The organism is Rhodovulum tesquicola, from assembly GCF_024128855.1.
Lineage (GTDB): Bacteria > Pseudomonadota > Alphaproteobacteria > Rhodobacterales > Rhodobacteraceae > Rhodovulum > Rhodovulum tesquicola.
This window is the reverse complement of sequence record NZ_JAMYDV010000001.1, coordinates 1-17691: the sequence shown is the minus strand read 5'-3', so window position 1 is coordinate 17691 and position 17691 is coordinate 1. Positions and strand designations below refer to the sequence as shown.

The window sequence follows — 17691 nt, the reverse complement described above, 5'->3', positions numbered from 1 at the left end:
CCATGCAGAAGTCCTTTGCCATTGCCTGCGTCGTCGGATGGGGGTTCTTCTACGTCTTCTCGTTCCTGGCCGTGGGGTCGCTGAACGACGCGGCCTGGATGCCCGCAACCTATGCGCTGCTTGCCTTCGGCGGCTTCCTGACGGGGATGCTGTGCTGGGTGCGCATCGTCGGCTTGCGCCGCGAGGGCGTGCGCCCGGTGGCGCTGAACGCACCGCGCCGTGGCCGGTTCACGAGGGAGATCGCCTGACATGTTCTATCGCGAGGCCGGCGACTTCAAGACGTCCTACCGGGACGACAGCCAGACCTTTCCGATCAGGTTCGACCGCTACCGCTACTATGCCGTGCTTGTGGTCGCGCTGGCGGTCGTGCCCTTCTTCATCGACAGCTACTGGGCCAACGCGCTGCTGGTGCCGTTCCTGATCTATGCCATCGCGGCGATCGGGCTGAACATCCTGACCGGCTATTGCGGTCAGGTCAGCCTGGGCACCGGCGGGTTCATGGCGGTCGGGGCCTATGCCTGCTACAAGCTGATGACCGCCTTTCCCGACGTGAACATCGTGCTGCACATCATCGCGGCGGGCGGGATCACGGCCGCGGTGGGGGTGCTGTTCGGTCTGCCCTCTCTCAGGATCAAGGGGTTTTACCTCGCGGTGGCGACGCTGGCCGCGCAGTTCTTCCTTGTCTGGCTCTTCAACAAGGTGCCGTGGTTCTACAACTACTCGGCCTCGGGCCAGATCTCGGCCCCTGAACGCACCGTCTTCGGCATCGCGGTCACCGGCCCCAATACCGAGGCCTGGGCGAAATACCTGGTCTGCCTGCTCTTCGTCGTGGTGCTTGCCTGGGTGGCACGGAACCTGACGCGGGGCTCGATCGGGCGTTCCTGGATGGCGATCCGCGACATGGACATCGCCGCCGAGATCATCGGGGTCAACCCGCTCAAGGCCAAGCTGACGGCATTCGCGGTATCGTCCTTCTATATCGGCATCGCGGGTGCACTGTTCTTCGCGGTCTATCTGGGCGCGGTCGAGGTCGGCGAAGCGTTCGGCATCCAGAAATCGTTCCTGATCCTGTTCATGATCATCATCGGCGGACTGGGCTCGATCTTCGGCAGCTTCGCGGGTGCGGCCTTCCTGGTGCTGTTGCCGGTCCTGCTCAAGAACGTGCTGGTCGGCACGCTGGGCTGGCCCACGGATCTGGCCGCCCATATCGAACTGATGATCGTGGGCGCGCTGATCATCGTGTTCCTGATCGCCGAGCCGCACGGGATCGCCCAGCTCTGGCGGATCGCAAAGGAAAAACTCAGGCTATGGCCGTTCCCGCATTAGCGCGGGGGCGGGGAAACGCGCGAGGACCGGGGCAACCCGGCAACGGACTGAACCAATGGGAGGAGACGACATGAAACTGAAACTGGCATCCGCCGCCATCGGCGCGCTGCTGGCCGCGAGCCCGGCTCTGGCCGATCTCGTGTTCCCCGATCTCAGCTACCGCACCGGGCCTTTCGCGGCGGGCGGCATCCCGTTCTCGGACGGCTACCAGGACTATTTCACCCTGGTGAACGAGCGTGACGGCGGCATCGGGGGCGTCAAGGCGCGCGTGATCGAGTGCGAAACCGCCTACAACACCGAAAAGGGCGTGGAGTGCTACGAGGCGACCAAGGGCGAAGGCGCCCTGATCTACCAGCCGCTCTCGACCGGCATTACCTACCAGCTGATCCCGAAGGTCTCGGCCGACAAGATCCCGCTGCACACGATGGGCTATGGCCGGACCTCGGCGACGAATGGCAGGGTGTTCGAATGGGTGTTCAATTACCCTGCGAACTACTGGGACGCCGCCTCCGTGGCGATCAACTACCTGCTGGACGAGAATGGCGGCAGCCTCGAGGGCAAGAAGATCGCGCTTCTCTACCACAACTCCGCCTATGGCAAGGAGCCGATCCCGACGCTTGAGGCGCTGGCCGCCAAGCATGGCTACAGCCTGTCGCTGCTTCCAGTGGACAGCCCCGGACAGGAACAGAAGTCGCAATGGCTGCAGATCCGCCGCGAACGGCCCGATGTCGTTCTGATGTGGGGCTGGGGGGTGATGAACCAGGTCGCCGTGCAGGAAGCCGCCAATATCCGCTTCCCGATGGAGAACTTCATCGGCAACTGGTGGGCGGGCGCCGAACATGACGTGACCCCGGCAGGCATGGCGGCCAACGGCTACAAGTCGCTGAACATGAACCGGATCGCCGATTTCCCCGTGTTCGAGGACATCCGCACCCATGTCCATGGCAAGGGTCTGGCTGCGGGCGACGGCTCGAACGTGGGCAAGGTGCTCTACACCCGCGGCATGTATGCCGCGATGCTGGCGGTCGAGGCGGCGAAGAAGGCGCAGGAGACCCACGGCACCGCCAACATCACCGCCGCGATGATGCGCGACGGGATGGAGGCGCTAGAAATGACCAGCGAGATGATGGAGGCGCTGGGCGCCCCCGGAATCGGGCCGGAATTCAGCGTCTCCTGCGAAGCTCATGGGGGTTCGGGCATGGGCATCGTGCAGCAATGGAACGCCGCCGAGGGCAGATGGATCGCGCTGACCGACTACATCGCGCCCGATCAGGACGTGATCGCCCCGCTCGTCGAACAGGATTCGATGGCCTATGCCAGCGAGAACAACCTGTCGCTGCGCTGCGAGTGACGTGACACCTTCCCGGCGCGGGCCATGTCGCCCGCGCCGGGCCATCGGCAAATGACAAGGACCGCCCGGGGATGCTCGACGCAGGCCGCACGCAAGAGACACTTCTCGAAGTCAACAATATCGAGGTGATCTACAACCATGTGATCCTCGTCCTGAAGGGCGTGTCGCTCACGGTGCCCAAGGGCGGGATCACCGCGCTTCTGGGGGGCAACGGGGCGGGCAAGACCACGACGCTCAAGGCGATCTCGAACCTTCTGCGCTCGGAACGGGGCGAGGTGACAAAGGGCTCGATCCTCTATCGCGGCGAACGGGTGCAGGATCTCAGCCCCTCCGATCTGGTCAAGAAGGGCGTGATCCAGGTGATGGAAGGGCGCCATTGCTTCGAGCACCTGACGGTCGAGGAAAACCTGATGACCGGCGCCTACACCCGCACCGACGGCAAGGCCGCCATCGCTGCCGACCTCGAAATGGTCTATACCTATTTCCCCCGGCTCAAGGAGCGGCGGAAATCCCAGGCGGGCTATACCTCGGGCGGCGAACAGCAGATGACGGCGATCGGCCGCGCGCTGATGTCCCGCCCCGAAACCATCCTCCTGGACGAGCCCTCGATGGGGCTTGCCCCGCAGCTTGTCGAACAGATCTTCGAGATCGTGAAATCGGTGAACGAGAACGAGGGCGTGACCTTCCTTCTGGCCGAGCAGAACACCAATGTCGCGCTAAGATACGCCCATTACGGCTATATCCTTGAATCGGGGCGTATCGTGATGGACGGCCCCGCGGCCGACCTGCGCGAGAATCCCGACGTCAAGGAATTCTACCTCGGCATGTCGGATACGGGGCGCAAGAGCTTCCGCGACGTGCGCTCTTACCGGCGGCGCAAGCGGTGGCTGAGTTGACTTCGCCCCCGGTCCAACGCCGCCTCGCGCCGACCATCTGCAGCGACCCGAAGGACCTGCCATGACCGCCCATTTCGACGATCTCGAAACCCGCTCCGCGGACGCCCGCGCCGCCTCGCTTGCCGAATGCCTGCCTGCGCAGGTCGCCGCGGCCAGGACCCTGCCCGGCTATGCCGCAACGCTTGGCGACGTGGACCCCGACAGCATCCGCGACCGCGCCGCACTGGCCGCGCTGCCGCTCCTGCGCAAGTCCGCGCTGACCGGTGCCCAGGCCGCGCATCCGCCCCTTGGCGGCTATACGGTGTGGGCCGCCTCGGGTTTCGACCATATCTTCCAGTCGCCCGGCCCGATCTATGAACCGGGCTGCGTGTCCACCAACTGGTGGCGTCTGGGCCGCTTCGTCCATGCGGTCGGCATCGGCCAGGGCGACATCGTGCAGAACTGCTTCGGCTATCACCTGACGCCCGCGGGAATGATGTTCGAGAACGGCGCCCGGGCGGTCGGCGCCGCCGTCCTGCCCGCCGGTACCGGCCAGACCGAGTTGCAGGCGCGCGCCGCCCATGACGTGGGCGTGACCGCCTATGCCGGCACGCCGGATTACCTCAAGGTGATCCTCGACAAGGCCGACGAGATGGGGCTGAACCTCTCGCGCATCCGCCGCGCTGCGGTTTCGGGCGGCGCGCTGTTCCCGTCGCTGCGCAAGGAATATGCCGATCGGGGCATCACCTGCCTGCAATGCTATGCCACCGCCGATCTGGGCAATGTCGCCTATGAAAGCCCCGCAATGGAGGGCATGATCGTCGACGAGGGTGTGATCGTGGAAATCGTCCGCCCCGGCACCGGCGATCCGGTTCCCGATGGCGAGGTGGGCGAGGTCGTCGTGACCTCGCTCAACCCCGATTACGCGCTGATCCGCTTTGCCACCGGCGATCTTTCGGCCGTGCTGCCGGGCGTCTCGCCCTGCGGGCGCACCAACATGCGCATCAAGGGTTGGATGGGGCGCGCGGACCAGACCACCAAGATCAAGGGCATGTTCGTCCGTCCCGAACAGGTTGCCGACCTTGTGGCCCGCCACCCCGAGATTGCGCGCGCCCGCGTGATCGCCGGGCGCGAGGGCGAGATGGACACGATGACCGTGCAGATCGAAACCCCGGCGACCGACCCCGCCCCCTACGAGGCCAGCGTCGCGGCGGTGCTCAAGCTCAGGGGCAAGGTCGAACTCGTCGCCCCGGGCAGCCTGCCGAATGATGGCAAGGTGATCGACGACCGGCGCAGCTACGGGTGATTCCGCCGCCGCGCCCTGTCCTTCTTCTGGCCCGAAATATCCTCGGGGGTCCGGGGGTGAAACCCCCGGCTATGTCTGGAACACATAGCTTCCCGGCGCCGGACCCAGCAGCGGCAGACCCGCATCGGGTGCGCCCATTGCGGGGGGCGGCACCTGTTCGGCCGTGCTCCTGGCGGCCAGCCACGCCACCCATTCCGGCCACCACGACCCCTCCTGCAAGGCATGGTTCTTGAACCAGCTGTCGGGGTCCATATAGCTCTTGTCCCGGGTGCGGTGTCCGATCCGGTAATGTCGTCCCTTGTGGCCGGGTTCGGACAGGATGCCGCCATTATGCCCGCCGCCGGTCAGCGCGAAGGTCAATTCGTTCTCGGTGAACAGCGTGGCCTTGTAGACCGAATGCCAGGGCGCGATATGGTCCTTCTCGGTGCCCAGGACGAACATCGGCGCAGCGATGTCCTTGAGCGCGATCACCCGGCCGTCGACAGCGAACCGCCCCGCAGTCAGGCGGTTTTCCATGAACAGGGCACGCAGATAATCCGAATGCATCCGCGCGGGCATCCGCGTCGCGTCGGCGTTCCAGACCGAGATATCGAATTGCGGCTCGTCCTCGCCCAGAAGGTAGCGGCGCACCGCATGCGACCAGATCAGTTCCTCGGACCTTAGCGCGCGGAAGGCGCCCGCCATCTGGCCCTGGTCCAGATAGCCCTGGTCCCACATCATGTCCTCGAGATAGGCGACCTGGCTTTCGTCGAGGAACAGCATGATCTCGCCGGGCTCGGTGAAATCGGTCTGCGCCGCCAGCAGCGTGATCGAGGCCAACCGGTCATCCGCCTCGCGCGCCATGGTCGCGGCGGCGATGGCAAGGATCGTGCCGCCCAGGCAATAACCGCAGGCATGGACGCGGGTCTGCGGCACGATCCGCCCGACCGCCTCGAGCGCGGCCATGACTCCGAGGCGCCGGTAATCGTCGAGCGAGACATTGCGATGCGCGGCGGTCGGGTTGACCCAGGAAATCGCGAAGACGGTGAAGCCCTGGCCGACGAGGTAACGGATCAGCGAATTCTCGGGCGACAGGTCGAGGATGTAGTATTTCATGATCCAGGCGGGCACGATCAGCACCGGCTCGGGATGCACGGTGGCGGTCTGGGGCGTGTACTGGATCAGTTCGAACAGGTCGTTGCGAAAGACCACCTCGCCCGGCGTGCAGGCCAGGTTGCGCCCCACCTCGTAGCCGCTGTCGGGCACCGGCGTCTCTCCCGTCACCAACGCAGCGGCATCCCCGGCAAGGCGCGCCGCGCCAAGCGCCAGGTTCGTTCCGCCGCTTTCGAGGGTCTTTTGCAGGATCTCGGGATTGGTCAGAACCCCGTTCGAGGGCGAAAACAGGTCCAGGGTCTGCCGCGCCATGAAAGCCATGCGCTCGGCGTTGTGCCGTGTCGTGCCCCGTGCCGGTTCGGTGGCGTGGTCCCACCAGTCCTGCCAGGCCAGAAAGCCCTGTTTCCAGAGGTTGAAGGGCGCAAGTCCCCAGGCCGGGTGCTCGAAACGGCGATCGCCCGGTCTGGGCGCGAACGGCGGAGCGTTCGGGCTGAGGCCCGCGGCGTGAACGGCGAGTTTCGTCGCGGCCCGGACCCCGTGCTCGGCCAGTTCCAGCTGCCGCCCCGGCGCCCGCGCGAGATGGCTGGCCCAGTCTGCCCAGGCCGTCAGGGCCGCCGTCGGAGAGGTGCCGCCCGTCAGCCGCGCCGACAGCGCCCGGCTTGCCCGGTCAAGCGTGTCATAGGGGTGATGACGTTCGCCATGCCCGTTCGGTGCCTTCATCGCCTGCCTCCGCCTTTGCCTTTACCGGTCAGGTGTCCCAGACCGTCATGACAGTTTTGAGATAGCAGCCGGGGCGACCGGGGTAAATGTGACGCATGAAGAAAACCGCCCCGGCCATGGCCGGGGCGGTTTTCGTGGTCTTGCTGTCTCTCGCCGGTCAGCCCTGGCGCGCCTTGTAGCGGCGCTGGGTCTTGTTGATCACATAAACCCGGCCCTTGCGGCGCACAACGCGGCAATCGCGGTGACGCTCTTTCAGCGAGCGGAGCGAGTTGCGAACCTTCATCGGCTCTCTCCTCATGTCGCGGCGCGTCGGTGCGCCTTGTGGTTGCGTTACCTGCCCGGAGGCAGCGAATTCGATGGTGGGCGGTACTGGGATCGAACCAGTGGCCCCTACGATGTCAACGTAGTGCTCTACCGCTGAGCTAACCGCCCCTTCCGTCCCGATCCCGCACGCCCAAAACGAACCGGACGCGGGCGGGTCCGCGTTGGTCCGCAGGTCTATAAAAGGAGTCGGAGCGCGGTTCAAGGGCTTTCGGTGCGCGCGGAATCGCCGCTATAAATGATCCGAAGGAGGACGCGTGATTTGTGCGCCTACAGGTTGTTCCAGCCCGATCGGTTGTCCACGAGCGTGGTGTTCTCCTCGCCCCATAGCGGGCGCGACTACCCCTGGACGTTCCTGCGCCAGACGGTGCTGGACGAGCGGGAGATCCGCTCCTCCGAGGATGCCTTTGTCGATCTGCTGTTCGCCGACGCACCGGTCCATGGCGCTCCGCTGATCGCGGCCGATGCGCCGCGCGCCTATGTCGATCTGAACCGCGCGGCCGAGGAACTTGACCCCGCCGTGGTCGAGGGCGCCCGCCTGGCCGCGCATAACCCGCGGATCAGTTCGGGGCTGGGGGTGATCCCGCGCGTCGTGGCCAACGGTCGCGCGATCTATCGCGGCAAGATCAGCCTTGAGGAGGCCGAGACCAGGATCGCGACCTTCTGGCGACCCTATCATGATCGGCTTCAGGCATTGCTGGATGCGGCGCAGGTGCGATTCGGCGAGTCTATCCTGATCGACTGCCACTCGATGCCGCGCGAGGCGATCGACAGCATCTCGCCCGCGGGAAAGAGGCGCCCGGATGTTGTGCTCGGGGACCGCTTCGGGGCCTCGGCCTCTCCCGATGTGGTCGAGCGGGTCGAGGCGGCCTTTGCCGCGGCCGGCCTGCGGGTGGGGCGGAACGCGCCCTTTGCCGGGGCCTTTATCACCCAGCGCTATGGCCGTCCCGCTCGGCGCATGCATGCGGTGCAGGTCGAGATCGACCGCTCGCTCTACATGGACGAGGCAGAGGTGCGGCCGAATGGCGAATTCGAGGATTTCCGTCGCCTGATGGTCTCGGTCATTGCCGATCTGACCGAGATCGGCCGGGCCGGCGAGGTGCCGCTGGCGGCCGAGTGAGGCGCGCCGCTAGCGCAGCGCCCGGCCCTTGAGGATCGCCTGCGCACCGAATCGCGCGCGGATCGCGTCGCTCGCCCGTTCCGCCCTGGCCCGTTCCGCCGCCTGCGGATCGAACAGATCGCCCGACAGATCCGCCCCCTTGGCTGCAACGATTTCGGACAGGCCGACACCGATCAGCCGGAACGGTCCTTGCGTTCCGGCGTGGTCGAAAAGCGCGCGCGCCTCGCGATAGATGCGGTCGGCGATCTGCGTCGGCTCGGGCAGCGCGTGGCGGCGGGTCAGCAGGCGGTGATCGGCGCGTTTCAGCTTCAGCGCCACGACGCGGCCCGCCCTTCCCCTGGCCTTGGCGCGGTCGGCGACCTTTTCGGCAAGGCGCCAGATATGGCCGTCCAGCAGATCCGGATCCGCGATGTCCTCGGCAAAGGTCGTCTCGTTCGAGATGCTTTTCACCGGCGCGTTGGGCGAGACGCGGCGATGATCCTGCCCGCGCGCCAGATGCCAGAGCCGGTCGCCCATCGACCCGAAGCGCGCGGCAAGGTCGCGCCGCTCCCAGCGCCGAAGATCGGCGAAACTGCGCACGCCCGCCTGCTCCAGCGCGGCGCGCCCCGCCGCACCCACGCCCCAGATCAGCCCCACGGGCCGTTCCGCAAGGAAATCAAGCGTTTCGGTCCGGCCGATCACCGCAAAGCCGCGCGGCTTGTCGAGGTCGGAGGCCAGCTTGGCAAGGAACTTGTTGTGCGACAGCCCGATCGAGCCCGACAGGCCCAGCTCGTCCTCCATCCGCCTGACCAGCCGCGCCAGCAGGAGTGCGGGTGGTGCGCCGTGCAGCCGTTCCGTGCCCGAGAGATCCAGAAACGCCTCGTCAAGCGACAGCGGCTCGACCGCGGGGGTCAGTTCCTCCATCATCGCGCGGATGGCCCGCGATGCCTCGGCATAGGCCGCGCCGCGGGGTTTGACCACCGCCGCGTCCGGGCAAAGCTGCAGCGCCTTGAACATCGGCATGGCGGACCGCACGCCGCGGATGCGGGCAAGGTAGCAGGCCGTGGACACCACGCCGCGCCGCCCGCCGCCGACGATCACCGGCCTGTCGCGCAGCGCGGGGTTGTCGCGTTTCTCGACGGCCGCGTAGAAGGCATCGCAATCCATATGCGCGATCGACAGCTCGAACAGCTCGGGATGCGCGATCACGCGCGGCCGTCCGCAGGCCGGACAGCGGGTGCCGGTCTCGAAGGTGGTCAGGCAGTCGCGGCAGAGGGCGGGCATCACTGCGGTCCCGTCGGTGACACGGGTGTTGCATATTTCCGGCATGTTTGCCTGCCATGATGCGCGCGGCCGAGGGCCGGGGGCAAGGGCTTCCGCGCCGTGCCCGCGCGGCGCATACTGACATGGAAAACATACGAGGACGGGCAGACCATGATGGACGATTCCCTTGACGCGCTGATCGGCGGCAATCTCGTCGTTCTGCTTTTCGCAGCCTTTGTCATCCTTTGCATCGTGCTGGGGGTGCGGATCGTGCCGCAATCCGAAAAGCATGTGATCGAGCGTTTCGGCCGCTTGCGCGCAGTGCTGGGGCCTGGGATCAACTTCATCGTGCCCTTCCTGGACAAGGTGGCGCACAGGATTTCGATCCTGGAGCGCCAGTTGCCCAATGCCAGCCAGGATGCGATCACCGCAGACAACGTGCTGGTTCAGGTGGAAACCAGCGTGTTCTACCGCATCATCGAGCCGGAAAAGACCGTCTACCGGATCCGCGACGTGGATGCCGCCATCGCGACCACGGTGACCGGCATCGTCCGGGCCGAGATCGGCAAGATGGAGCTTGACGAGGTGCAGTCGAACCGCGCGCAACTGATCGCGACGATCAAGGCCAGCGTGGCCGATGCGGTGGATGATTGGGGGATCGAGGTGACGCGGGCCGAGATCCTGGACGTCAATCTCGACACGGCGACGCGCGAGGCGATGCTCCAGCAATTGAACGCCGAACGCGCCCGCCGCGCCGCCGTGACCGAGGCCGAGGGCCGCAAGCGGGCGGTGGAACTGGCGGCGGATGCCGAGCTTTACGCCGCCGAGCAGGAAGCCAAGGCCCGCCGCATCACCGCCGAGGCAGAGGCTTACGCTACCCAGATCGTGGCCCAGGCGCTGGCCGAGAACGGGATCGAGGCGGCGCAATATCAGGTGGCGCTGAAACAGGTCGAGGCGTTGACCGCCGTGGGGCAGGGGCCGGGCAAGCAGACGATCATCCTGCCCGCGCAGGCGATGGATGCCTTTGCCGATGCGTTCAAGATGCTCAAGGGGCGGGGCTGATGCTGGCGACGACCTGGTGGGTCTGGCTTTCGGCCGCGGTGGTGCTTGCGATCCTCGAAGTGCTGGTCCCGAGCTATGTCTTCATCGGCTTTGCCATCGGGGCGGCGGCGGTGGGGCTTGGCCTGTGGCTGGGGCTTGCGGCGGGCCTGCCCTGGCTGGTGCTGATCTTCGCGCTTGTCTCGCTGGTCGCATGGCTGGGGTTGCGGGCCGTGCTGGGCGTGCGCAAGGGCCAGGTCAAGCTCTGGGATCGCGACATCAACGAGGACTGAGCGTTCAGGCCAGCTCTGCCTGAACCGCCAGCGCGGCGGCACGCGGATCGGCGGCCTGCCAGATCGGGCGGCCGACCACGATATGGTCCGCGCCATCGGCAATTGCGCGGGCCGGGGTCGCCACCCGCTTCTGATCGCCCAGATCGGCGCCCGCGGGCCGGACCCCCGGCGTCACGATCAGCCGCCCCGCCGCACCGGGCAGCGCGCGGATCATCGCGGCCTCCTGCGGGCTGGCGATGACGCCATCCGCCCCCGCCTCGAAGGCCCGCGCGGCGCGCTCGGCCACGATCTCGGGCAGATCGCCCGGCCGGATCAGGCCCGCATCCAGATCGGCGCGGTCGAGCGAGGTCAGGATCGTGACCGCAAGGATCTTCATGCCGGACCCGCCCGCCCCCTCGCGCGCGGCGCGCACCACATGGGGGTCGCCATGCACGGTCAGGAAATCCAGATCGAAGCGCGCAAGCCCGCGCACCGCCGCCTCGATGGTCGCGCCGATGTCGAACAGCTTCATGTCAAGGAAGATGCGCTTGCCATGCTCGTCCTTGAGTTCCCGCGCAAGCGCCAGCCCGCCACCCGTTAGCATCCCCAGCCCGATCTTGTAGAAACCGGCCGCGTCGCCGATCCGGTTGGCAAGCTCCAGCCCCGAATGGGCGTCGGGCACATCGAGGGCAACGATCAGGCGGTCATCGGGCATGTCGGATCCTCCATCGGGTCGCGCCTTCCTAGGCCGCAGGCCGCGACAGGTCCAGCGCGGCAATGCGCTGTGGCGCCCTTGCAACGGGTTGGGCCATCTCCCACATCTGCGGTCGAGGCCCGCGACGAAGGGTGTGCTGCAGGTCAGGCACCGCGAGCGACGGGCGCTTTGGCAAAGGAGAGAACCGATGAACCTGGAAAAGTTCACGGAGCGGTCGCGTGGATTCCTGCAAGCCGCCCAGACCATCGCGATGCGCGAAAGCCACCAGCGGCTTGCCCCCGAACATCTGCTCAAGGCGCTGCTGGATGATCCCGAGGGGATGGCCTCCAACCTGATCCGCCGGTCGGGAGGCGCGCCCGGGCGCGTGGTCGAGGCGGTCGATGCCGCGCTGGCAAAGATGCCCAAGGTCTCGGGCGATGCGGGCCAGACCTATCTGGACCAGACCACCGGCCGCGTGCTGGACGAGGCCGAAAAGCTGGCGAAAAAGGCGGGCGACAGTTTCGTGCCGGTCGAGCGCATCCTGATGGCGCTGGCCATGGTGTCGTCCAAGGCCAAGGACGCGCTGGATGCCGGTGCGGTCACGGCGCAGAACCTGAACACCGCGATCAACGACATCCGCAAGGGCCGCACCGCCGACACGGCCAGCGCCGAGGAAGGTTACGAGGCGCTCAAGAAATACGCCCGCGACCTGACCGAGATGGCCGAACAGGGCAAGATCGACCCGATCATCGGCCGCGACGAGGAAATCCGCCGCGCCATGCAGGTGCTCAGCCGCCGGACCAAGAACAATCCCGTGCTGATCGGTGAACCCGGCGTCGGCAAGACCGCCATCGCCGAGGGGCTGGCGCTGCGGATCGTGAATGGCGACGTGCCCGAAAGCCTCAAGAACAAGCGGCTGATGGCGCTGGACATGGGCGCGCTGATCGCGGGGGCGAAATATCGCGGCGAGTTCGAGGAACGGCTGAAGGCGATCCTGAACGAGATCACCGCCGCCGCCGGAGAGATCATCCTGTTCATCGACGAGATGCACACGCTGGTCGGCGCGGGCAAATCCGAAGGCGCGATGGATGCCGCCAACCTGATCAAGCCCGCACTGGCCCGGGGCGAGCTGCACTGTATCGGCGCCACGACGCTGGATGAATACCGCAAGCATGTGGAAAAGGATGCCGCACTCGCCCGCCGGTTCCAGCCCGTGTTCGTCGAGGAACCGACCGTCGAGGACACGGTGTCGATCCTGCGCGGCATCAAGGAGAAATATGAACTGCACCATGGCGTGCGGATTTCCGACTCGGCGCTGGTGGCGGCGGCGACGCTCAGCCATCGCTACATCACCGACCGGTTCCTTCCCGACAAGGCCATCGACCTGATGGACGAGGCCGCCAGCCGCCTGCGGATGGAGGTGGATTCGAAGCCCGAGGAACTGGACGCGCTCGACCGCGACATCCTGCAAAAGCAGATCGAGGCCGAGGCGCTGAAAAAGGAGGATGACGCGGCCTCGAAGGAGCGGTTGGCGAAGCTCGAAAAGGAATTGTCCGACCTCACCCAGAAATCGGCCGAGATGACCGCGAAATGGCAGGCCGAACGCGACAAGCTGGAAAGTGCGCGCGATCTGAAGGAACAGCTTGACCGGGCGCGGGCGGAACTGGACCACGCCAAGCGCGAAGGGAACCTCGCGCGTGCCGGGGAACTGTCCTATGGCGTGATCCCGCAGCTTGAGCGCCAGCTTGCCGATGCCGAGGCCAAGGAGGACGACGTTCTGGTCGAGGAGGCCGTCGGCCCCGAACAGATCGCGCAGGTCGTGGAACGCTGGACCGGCATCCCGACCTCGAAGATGCTGGAGGGCGAGCGCGAGAAGCTGTTGCGGATGGAAGAGGAACTGGGCAAGCGCGTGATCGGCCAGCGCCAGGCATTGACCGCGGTGGCGAATGCCGTGCGCCGCGCCCGCGCCGGGCTGAACGACGAGAACCGGCCGCTGGGCAGCTTCCTGTTCCTTGGCCCCACGGGCGTCGGCAAGACGGAACTGACCAAGGCGGTCGCCGAGTATCTGTTCGACGACGATCAGGCGATGGTGCGCATCGACATGTCCGAGTTCATGGAGAAGCACGCGGTCAGCCGCCTGATCGGCGCCCCGCCGGGCTATGTCGGCTATGACGAGGGCGGCGTTTTGACCGAGGCGGTGCGGCGTCGCCCCTATCAGGTGGTTCTGTTCGACGAGGTCGAGAAGGCGCACCCGGAGGTCTTCAACGTGTTGTTGCAGGTGCTGGATGACGGGGTGCTGACCGACGGGCAGGGCCGCACGGTCGATTTCAAGCAGACGCTGATCGTGCTGACCTCGAATCTCGGGTCACAGGCGCTGAGCCAGTTGCCCGAGGATGCGGATGCCAGCGCGGCTAGGGCCGAGGTGATGGAGGCGGTGCGGATGCATTTCCGCCCCGAATTCCTGAACCGACTGGACGAGATGGTGGTTTTCGACCGCCTGACGCGGGCCGACATGACCGGCATCGTCGAGATCCAGTTGCGGCGTCTGCAAACGCGGCTGGCAGCGCGGAACATCGCCCTCGACCTCGATGCGGATGCCGAGAAGTGGCTGGCGGATGCCGGTTATGACCCGGTCTATGGCGCGCGGCCGCTGAAACGGGTGATCCAGCGCAGCCTTCAGGACCGGCTGGCCGAGATGATCTTGGCCGGCGAGGTGCGGGACGGCGAAGACCTGCATGTCGCCGCGGGGGCCGATGGCCTGATCATCGGCGATCGGGTGGTTGGCTCGCACCGGCCCAAGCCCGAGGACGCGGTTCTGCACTGAGCCCACGCCCCGTCCAGGGGACACGCCCCGCAGGTTCACCACCTGCGGGGCGTTCCGCTTGCATCAGCCCTCGGGCAGGATCACGGCGTCGATCACATGGATCACGCCGTTGCTGGCCTCGATATCGGCGGCGGTGACATTCGCACCGTTCACCGTGACGCCGCCCTCTGTGCCGATGGTCACGTCAGACCCCTGCACCGTGGTCGCGGTCATCCCGTCGCTCAGATCGCCCGACATCACCTTGCCCGGCACCACATGATAGGTCAAGATCGCTACAAGCTGGTCACGGTTCTCGGGCTCGAGCAGCGATGCGACCGTGCCCTCGGGCAATGCGGCAAAGGCATCGTCGGTCGGGGCGAAGACGGTGAACGGACCCTCGCCCTGCAGCGTTTCGACAAGGCCCGCGGCGCTCACGGCCGCCACGAGGGTGGTGAACTGATCGGACCCGGATGCGATGGCCACGATGTCCTTGGCCATGTGGTCATCCGCGAGGACGGGCGTGGACAGCATCGTGGCAGCGGTCACCGCCATGAAGGTTCTGCGAAGCATGAGATGGTTCCCTTCCTTGTTTTTCAGGCGACCCCGTTGATCGGGTCGGTGCGGGATACGCAAGGAAGATGCGGCTGGATGAGCGGGGATTCCCGCCGATCCTGTTTGACACCGTGGCACGGCGCCCTAAGCCGGGCACCGGCACGAAGTCACATCAAGATGCGTTGATTTCGTTTGAAAATCCGTGAATTCGCCTCGACGTTCAGTTGATCCCCGCGGCCTCGCGTGCCAGCCCGTCCAAGAGCGCCTCGACCTCTTTCATCGGACCTTCGGGGAACTGGCGAAAGCCGATCGTGGTCTGGTCGGGGCTGTCAGGCATCTGCAGCACGAAGATGCCGTAGGGGCAGAATTGCACGTTCATCGGATCGGCCTCCATCACCTTGCGCGACAGCGCGGCCGAGCAGAAGCTGAAGATATCCGCCTTGAGAAAGATCGTGACGTCCGAGCCGACATCGGCCTTCGTCCGCTCCAGCATGTCGCCGGTATGGCTGACGCTGTCGATGACGAGGCCCTGGCCGATCACGGCATTCTCCAGCCCGAACACCACGTCGTCAAAGCTCTGGTCCACGGTGTAGGTGACGATCCCCTCTGCCCCGGCCGAAGTGGCGGCCATCGCCAACGCGGCGGCGGCGAAAAGTGTTTTCATGATCTCCTCCCTGTGATTTCGGCACGGGCTTGTAAGATGCCCCCCGCGCGGCCACTCTAGCGAGGGTGAATGCGGCCTCCTTGATTGAGGTCAACCAGGGCAGGCAGGGAGTCGGCGCCATGGGGTGGGCCTATTACGCTTTGCAGGTCATGGCGGGGGCGTTCGCGCTGTTCCTTGGCGCGCTGTTCCTGGTTGTCCTGCTTCTGTTCGCCATCGATCGCGCCCAGACCGGCGACGCGATCCGGCGCAACTACCCGGTGATCGGTCGGTTCCGTGGTCTTTTCACGACCTTGGGCGAGTTCTTCCGGCAGTATTTCTTTGCGATGGATCGCGAGGAGATGCCGTTCAACCGAGCGCAGCGCAACTGGGTCTACAATGCTGCCGAGGCCAAGGGGAATACGGTGGCCTTCGGCTCTACCCGCAATCTGAACATCCCGGGCACGCCGATCTTCATGAATGCCGTCTTTCCCCCGCTTGACGATCAGTACGCCTCGACCGAGCCGATGGTTGTCGGGCCGTATTGCCGTGAGCCGTACATGGCGCCATCGATCTTCAACATCTCGGGTATGTCTTACGGCGCGATCTCGAAGCCTGCGGTGCGGGCGCTGTCGCGGGGCGCAAGACGTGCGGGCATTTGGCTGAACACCGGCGAGGGCGGCCTGGCGCCCTATCACCGTGAGGGCGGCTGTGACATCGTCTTTCAGATCGGCACGGCGAAATTTGGTGTGCGTGATGCTGCGGGAAACCTGAGCGACGACAAGCTGCGCGAGGTGGCAAGGCATCCCGAAGTCAAGATGTTCGAGATCAAGCTGAGCCAAGGTGCCAAGCCCGGCAAGGGGGGCATCCTGCCCGCCGCCAAGATCGACGAGGAAGTCGCCCGCATCCGCGGCGTCCCGATGGGACTGGATGCGATCTCGCCCAACCGGCACCGCGAGGTGGACGATTTCGCCGATCTTCTGGACCTGATCGCCCGTATCCGCGAGGTGACCGGCAAGCCGGTCGGCATCAAGAGTTGCATCGGCTCGGCCGATCCCTGGTTCGACCTGTTTCGGGAGATCCGGAAACGGGGCGAGGAGAGCGCCCCCGACTTCATCGCCATTGATGGCGGCGAGGGCGGGACCGGGGCGGCGCCGATGCCCTTGATCGATCTCGTCGGGTTGCCCTTGCGCGAGGCGCTGATCCGGATGGTCGACCTGCGCGACCTCGCGGGTCTGCGCGATCGCATCCGCATCATCGCCAGCGGCAAACTGGTCGCGCCCGGCGATGTGGCCTGGGCGATCTGCCTGGGCGCCGATTTCGTCACCTCCGCGCGCGGTTTCATGTTCAGTCTGGGCTGCATTCAGGCGCTGAAATGCAATCGCAACACCTGCCCCACGGGCATCACGACCCACCAACCGCAGCTGCAGAAGGGGCTGGTGGTCGAGGAAAAGGAAAAGCGTGTTGCCGCCTACGCGAAATCGGTGATCGGGGAGGTTGAAACCATCGCCCATTCGGTGGGCGTCGCCGAACCCCGCGAGATGCGCCGTCGGCACGTCCGGGTCGTGCTGGACGACGGCAGTTCGGTGCAGGTGAACGAGTTGCACCCATCGGTTAAACTCGATTCGCAGGGCCGTGCCATGACCGGTGGAAACGCGCAGTTCGAAGCGGCCCTCAAGCGGTTCGTCGAACCCTGAATGCTAAGGTCCCGATCGTTCCTGCGCGCTGCTGACGGTGAAGGATGTGCCCTCGTGGCAATGCGCCATGCGCGCGGCCAGGCCGTTGCGTGGAGCGAGGGCTGGGCGGGGGACTGGGCCGCCACCGCAATGTCGGCATGGGCGACGACACGCGGGGCTATGACCGAACCGGCACCACCGATCACCGGGAATGCTGGTCTGTCACGCTCGTGTCCGGGTGTTTGCGACGATGCGGCTGATCGGGCGTTGCCGGAACCTGTTGTGAGGACGACCCCGTGCAAGGGGCGCTTCCTGCCGCGCATGCCGCACGGATTCTGGGGACAAGTCCGTGGATAACCGTTGCCGACGCCTTTTTTCAGGCCGGGACTGATCCTTCGCGCAAGCCGTCGACGTTGAAAGTAGTGTTGTCGGCGGCACTAACCCCAAGATTTTGTGAAAGAAACAGGCAACACGAAAAAAATGTGACGATCCCCCGAAAAACCTCTTGCGGCCCCCGACGCCGATCCGTAAATACCCCCTCACCGGCGGCGCTGAGGTGGCGTTGGTGGTCTGGACGGGTTGTGAGACTGGTCTGGGTTTTGACAATCGGGGATGATTGCTGGCGGGTGGCGCTGTTTAGGGATGGCGCACCGTTTGGTTTTT

The 17691-nt window shown here is 65.9% G+C and carries 17 protein-coding genes and 1 tRNA gene; 10 read left to right on the top strand and 8 right to left on the bottom strand.

Annotation, left to right across the window (positions count from 1 at the left end; translation table 11 throughout):
• The first annotated feature begins 2 nt into the window (after positions 1–2).
• The 5 genes from NHN26_RS00090 (at position 3) to NHN26_RS00070 (ending at position 4858) form a co-directional block, all read left to right on the top strand.
• Positions 3–248 carry a hypothetical protein gene (locus NHN26_RS00090; RefSeq protein ID WP_253087504.1) on the top strand — a complete coding sequence of 82 codons (246 nt, stop codon included), beginning with the start codon at positions 3–5 and terminating at the stop codon, positions 246–248.
• 1 nt (position 249) lies between these two features.
• Positions 250–1326: a branched-chain amino acid ABC transporter permease gene (locus NHN26_RS00085; RefSeq protein ID WP_253087503.1), complete on the top strand. Its 1077-nt coding sequence runs from the start codon at positions 250–252 to the stop codon at positions 1324–1326.
• A 70-nt stretch (positions 1327–1396) separates the two neighbouring features.
• Complete coding sequence (locus NHN26_RS00080) at positions 1397–2677, top strand: ABC transporter substrate-binding protein (protein ID WP_253087502.1); 1281 nt, start codon at positions 1397–1399, stop codon at positions 2675–2677.
• Positions 2678–2748: 71 nt separating this feature from the next.
• Positions 2749–3573 carry an ABC transporter ATP-binding protein gene (locus tag NHN26_RS00075; protein WP_253087501.1) on the top strand — a complete coding sequence of 275 codons (825 nt, stop codon included), beginning with the start codon at positions 2749–2751 and terminating at the stop codon, positions 3571–3573.
• Positions 3574–3634: 61 nt separating this feature from the next.
• Positions 3635–4858 (top strand): phenylacetate--CoA ligase family protein, encoded by a 1224-nt coding sequence (locus tag NHN26_RS00070; protein ID WP_253087500.1) that lies wholly within the window; start codon positions 3635–3637, stop codon positions 4856–4858.
• Between the two features lie 69 nt (positions 4859–4927).
• Here the strand turns inward: NHN26_RS00070 and NHN26_RS00065 are convergent, their stop codons facing one another.
• The 3 genes from NHN26_RS00065 to NHN26_RS00055 form a co-directional block, all read right to left on the bottom strand.
• The gene (locus NHN26_RS00065; RefSeq protein WP_253087499.1) at positions 4928–6670 is read right to left on the bottom strand and encodes a PHA/PHB synthase family protein; all 1743 of its coding nucleotides are present in this window, start codon (positions 6668–6670) and stop codon (positions 4928–4930) included.
• A gap of 157 nt (positions 6671–6827) precedes the next feature.
• Complete coding sequence (gene ykgO, locus NHN26_RS00060) at positions 6828–6953, bottom strand: type B 50S ribosomal protein L36 (protein WP_132693414.1); 126 nt, start codon at positions 6951–6953, stop codon at positions 6828–6830.
• Between the two features lie 74 nt (positions 6954–7027).
• Positions 7028–7102 (bottom strand) — tRNA-Val (locus tag NHN26_RS00055).
• 127 nt (positions 7103–7229) lie between these two features.
• Between NHN26_RS00055 and NHN26_RS00050 the strand changes: the two genes are divergently transcribed.
• Positions 7230–8111 (top strand): N-formylglutamate amidohydrolase, encoded by an 882-nt coding sequence (locus NHN26_RS00050; protein ID WP_253087498.1) that lies wholly within the window; start codon positions 7230–7232, stop codon positions 8109–8111.
• Positions 8112–8120: 9 nt separating this feature from the next.
• Here NHN26_RS00050 and NHN26_RS00045 read toward each other — a convergent pair whose 3' ends face one another.
• The gene (locus NHN26_RS00045) at positions 8121–9374 is read right to left on the bottom strand and encodes a DNA polymerase IV (protein WP_253087497.1); all 1254 of its coding nucleotides are present in this window, start codon (positions 9372–9374) and stop codon (positions 8121–8123) included.
• Positions 9375–9527: 153 nt separating this feature from the next.
• On the opposite strand from NHN26_RS00045, the gene NHN26_RS00040 reads away from it, so the two are divergent.
• Together NHN26_RS00040 and NHN26_RS00035 are read left to right on the top strand one after the other, a co-directional pair.
• Entirely contained in the window at positions 9528–10415 is an 888-nt protein-coding gene (locus NHN26_RS00040; RefSeq protein ID WP_253087496.1) for an SPFH domain-containing protein, read from the top strand.
• On the top strand, positions 10415–10684 hold the full coding sequence (locus tag NHN26_RS00035) for an NfeD family protein (RefSeq protein WP_253087495.1): 270 nt from the start codon (positions 10415–10417) through the stop codon (positions 10682–10684). The genes NHN26_RS00040 and NHN26_RS00035 overlap by 1 nt, the downstream gene beginning before the upstream one ends.
• A gap of 4 nt (positions 10685–10688) precedes the next feature.
• Here the strand turns inward: NHN26_RS00035 and pyrF are convergent, their stop codons facing one another.
• Positions 10689–11378, bottom strand: a complete 690-nt coding sequence (gene pyrF / locus NHN26_RS00030) for an orotidine-5'-phosphate decarboxylase (protein ID WP_253087494.1) — start codon at positions 11376–11378, stop codon at positions 10689–10691.
• A 187-nt stretch (positions 11379–11565) separates the two neighbouring features.
• Here pyrF and clpB point away from each other — a divergent pair, with 187 nt between their 5' ends.
• Complete coding sequence (clpB, locus tag NHN26_RS00025; RefSeq protein WP_253087493.1) at positions 11566–14181, top strand: ATP-dependent chaperone ClpB; 2616 nt, start codon at positions 11566–11568, stop codon at positions 14179–14181.
• A 63-nt stretch (positions 14182–14244) separates the two neighbouring features.
• Here the strand turns inward: clpB and NHN26_RS00020 are convergent, their stop codons facing one another.
• Positions 14245–14730, bottom strand: a complete 486-nt coding sequence (locus NHN26_RS00020; protein ID WP_253087492.1) for a fasciclin domain-containing protein — start codon at positions 14728–14730, stop codon at positions 14245–14247.
• A gap of 202 nt (positions 14731–14932) precedes the next feature.
• On the bottom strand, positions 14933–15376 hold the full coding sequence (locus tag NHN26_RS00015) for a DUF302 domain-containing protein (protein ID WP_253087491.1): 444 nt from the start codon (positions 15374–15376) through the stop codon (positions 14933–14935).
• 119 nt (positions 15377–15495) lie between these two features.
• On the opposite strand from NHN26_RS00015, the gene NHN26_RS00010 reads away from it, so the two are divergent.
• On the top strand, positions 15496–17049 hold the full coding sequence (locus NHN26_RS00010) for an FMN-binding glutamate synthase family protein (protein WP_253087490.1): 1554 nt from the start codon (positions 15496–15498) through the stop codon (positions 17047–17049).
• Between the two features lie 355 nt (positions 17050–17404).
• On the opposite strand, the gene NHN26_RS00005 is transcribed toward NHN26_RS00010, so the two are convergent.
• The coding region (locus NHN26_RS00005; RefSeq protein ID WP_253087489.1) for a hypothetical protein at positions 17405–17691 on the bottom strand (287 nt) is incomplete at its 5' end.